Below are 1,932 nucleotides of genomic sequence, written 5' to 3' on the forward strand. Positions count from 1 at the left end.
AGTAGAACGAAAAGTGAAACACCCGATCTATGGTAAGTTTGTTAAGAAAACTACCAAATTTATGGCTCATGACGAGAAAAACGATTGCGGTATTGGTGATACAGTACTGATCATGGAGACTCGTCCGCTGAGTAAGAACAAAAACTGGAGATTAGTGCAAATTTTAGAAAGGGCTAAATAACATGGTACAACAGGAATCGAGATTAAATGTAGCCGATAATAGCGGCGCAAAAGAAGTATTGGTTATCCGTGTACTTGGTGGTACTGGAAAGAGATATGCTTCTATTGGTGACAAAATCGTTGTTACCGTGAAAAGTGCATTACCTTCTGGAAACATTAAGAAAGGCACAGTTTCTAAAGCAGTTGTAGTAAGAACAAAAAAAGAGATCAGACGTAAAGATGGTTCTTACATCCGTTTCGACGACAATGCAGCAGTGTTATTAAATGCACAAGATGAGCCACGTGGTACACGTATCTTTGGCCCGGTAGCAAGAGAACTGCGTGAAAAACAATTCATGAAAATTGTATCATTAGCACCGGAGGTATTATAAAATGAAAAACAAAGTAACTACACAACCAAAAATAAAAATCCGTAAAGGAGATTTAGTAAAGGTGATTGCTGGCGATTCAAAAGGCCAACAAGGTAAAGTACAAGAAGTTGTTATCGCTAAAAACAGGGTAATAATTGAAGGTGTAAACCTTGTATCAAAACATACGAAACCAAATGCTGCTACCCCTAACGGTGGTATCATAAAAAAAGAAGCTGCTCTTCATATTTCTAATGTACAGTTAGTTGATCCAAAAACTGGTGAAACTACCCGCGTTGGCAGAAAGCTTAACGCTGATGGGAAATTAGTTAGGGTTGCTAAAAAATCAGGAGAGGAGATCAAATAATGGCTTACGTACCAAGATTAAAGAGTAAATATAAAGAGGAAATTGTAAGTGCGCTTAAAGATAAGTTTGCTTATAAAAGCGTTATGCAGGTTCCTAAATTAGTGAAAATATCGATCAACCAGGGTGTTGGCCGTTTTTCAGTAACTGACAAGAAAATCATTGACAGTTCAATTCTGGAAATGAGTACTATTGCAGGACAACAAGCTGTAAGTGCAAAATCTAAAAAAGATATCTCAAACTTTAAATTACGTAAAGGTATGCCGGTTGGTGTACGTGTAACTTTACGTGACAATAACATGTTTGAGTTTTTAGATCGTTTAATTTCCGTAGCTTTGCCACGTATCCGTGATTTCAAAGGTATCAATGACAAAGGTTTTGATGGAAAAGGTAACTACACTTTAGGTGTTACTGAACAAATCATCTTCCCGGAGATCAACATTGATAAAATTAGTAAAATATTAGGTATGGACATTACGTTTGTAACTACTGCTACTAATGATGTTGAAGCATTGGAACTTTTAAAACAATTTGGTTTACCATTTAAAAATCAAAATACAAACGTATAATGGCAAAAGAAGGAGTAAAAGCTCGCGAAGTTAAGCGCCAAAAAATGGTTGCTAAGTACGCGGAAAAACGTGCGGAACTTAAAGCTGCAGGTGATTACGAAGGATTAGATAAATTACCTAAAAATTCATCAGCTGTTCGTTTACATAACCGTTGCAAAATTACTGGTCGCCCTCGTGGTTACATGCGTACTTTTGGAATATCAAGGGTAATGTTCCGTGACATGGCTTTAGCAGGAAAAATTCCTGGAGTAACAAAAGCTAGTTGGTAATATCGTATTTTTACGTTAAGGTTGTACGCTCTGCGTAGAACCTTGCGTTATTACGTTACAATTAAATATTAACCGATGGAAGGTCGTTCCGAATGGTTCGGAAAGGAAACCACTATCACAATTTCATAAAATGAATACAGATCCAATAGCAGATTATCTTACAAGAGTAAGAAATGCCATCAAGGCAAATCACAGAATTGTAG

5 protein-coding genes and 1 pseudogene are annotated in these 1,932 nt (G+C 36.7%); all 6 read left to right on the plus strand.

Features of this window, described 5'->3' with window-relative positions; all coding sequences use genetic code 11:
• Nucleotides 1-181: 30S ribosomal protein S17 (gene rpsQ / locus ACR2F7_RS08330; RefSeq protein ID WP_432713120.1), on the plus strand; the 181-nt coding region annotated here is incomplete at its 5' end.
• Nucleotide 182: 1 nt separating this feature from the next.
• Nucleotides 183-551 (plus strand): 50S ribosomal protein L14, encoded by a 369-nt coding sequence (gene rplN / locus ACR2F7_RS08335; protein ID WP_008244575.1) that lies wholly within the window; start codon nt 183-185, stop codon nt 549-551.
• A gap of 1 nt (nt 552) precedes the next feature.
• Nucleotides 553-894 (plus strand): 50S ribosomal protein L24, encoded by a 342-nt coding sequence (gene rplX / locus ACR2F7_RS08340; protein ID WP_432713121.1) that lies wholly within the window; start codon nt 553-555, stop codon nt 892-894.
• The gene (gene rplE / locus ACR2F7_RS08345) at nt 894-1,460 is read left to right on the plus strand and encodes a 50S ribosomal protein L5 (protein ID WP_432713122.1); all 567 of its coding nucleotides are present in this window, start codon (nt 894-896) and stop codon (nt 1,458-1,460) included. Before rplX ends, rplE begins: the two co-directional genes overlap by 1 nt.
• Nucleotides 1,460-1,729 (plus strand): 30S ribosomal protein S14, encoded by a 270-nt coding sequence (gene rpsN, locus ACR2F7_RS08350; RefSeq protein WP_432709496.1) that lies wholly within the window; start codon nt 1,460-1,462, stop codon nt 1,727-1,729. The genes rplE and rpsN overlap by 1 nt, the downstream gene beginning before the upstream one ends.
• Nucleotides 1,730-1,859: 130 nt before the next feature.
• Nucleotides 1,860-1,932: pseudogene (locus ACR2F7_RS08355) on the plus strand (30S ribosomal protein S8); the annotation flags it as partial.

The organism is Pedobacter sp. (assembly GCF_045628745.1).
Taxonomy (GTDB): Bacteria; Bacteroidota; Bacteroidia; order Sphingobacteriales; family Sphingobacteriaceae; genus Pedobacter.

Bases quoted from the DNA above. Each gene is read 5' to 3' on its own strand.
- rplN (WP_008244575.1), top strand. From the start codon at position 183: ATGGTACAACAGGAATCGAGATTAAATGTAGCCGATAATAGCGGCGCA.
- rplX (WP_432713121.1), top strand. From the start codon at position 553: ATGAAAAACAAAGTAACTACACAACCAAAAATAAAAATCCGTAAAGGA.
- rplE (WP_432713122.1), top strand. From the start codon at position 894: ATGGCTTACGTACCAAGATTAAAGAGTAAATATAAAGAGGAAATTGTA.
- rpsN (WP_432709496.1), top strand. From the start codon at position 1,460: ATGGCAAAAGAAGGAGTAAAAGCTCGCGAAGTTAAGCGCCAAAAAATG.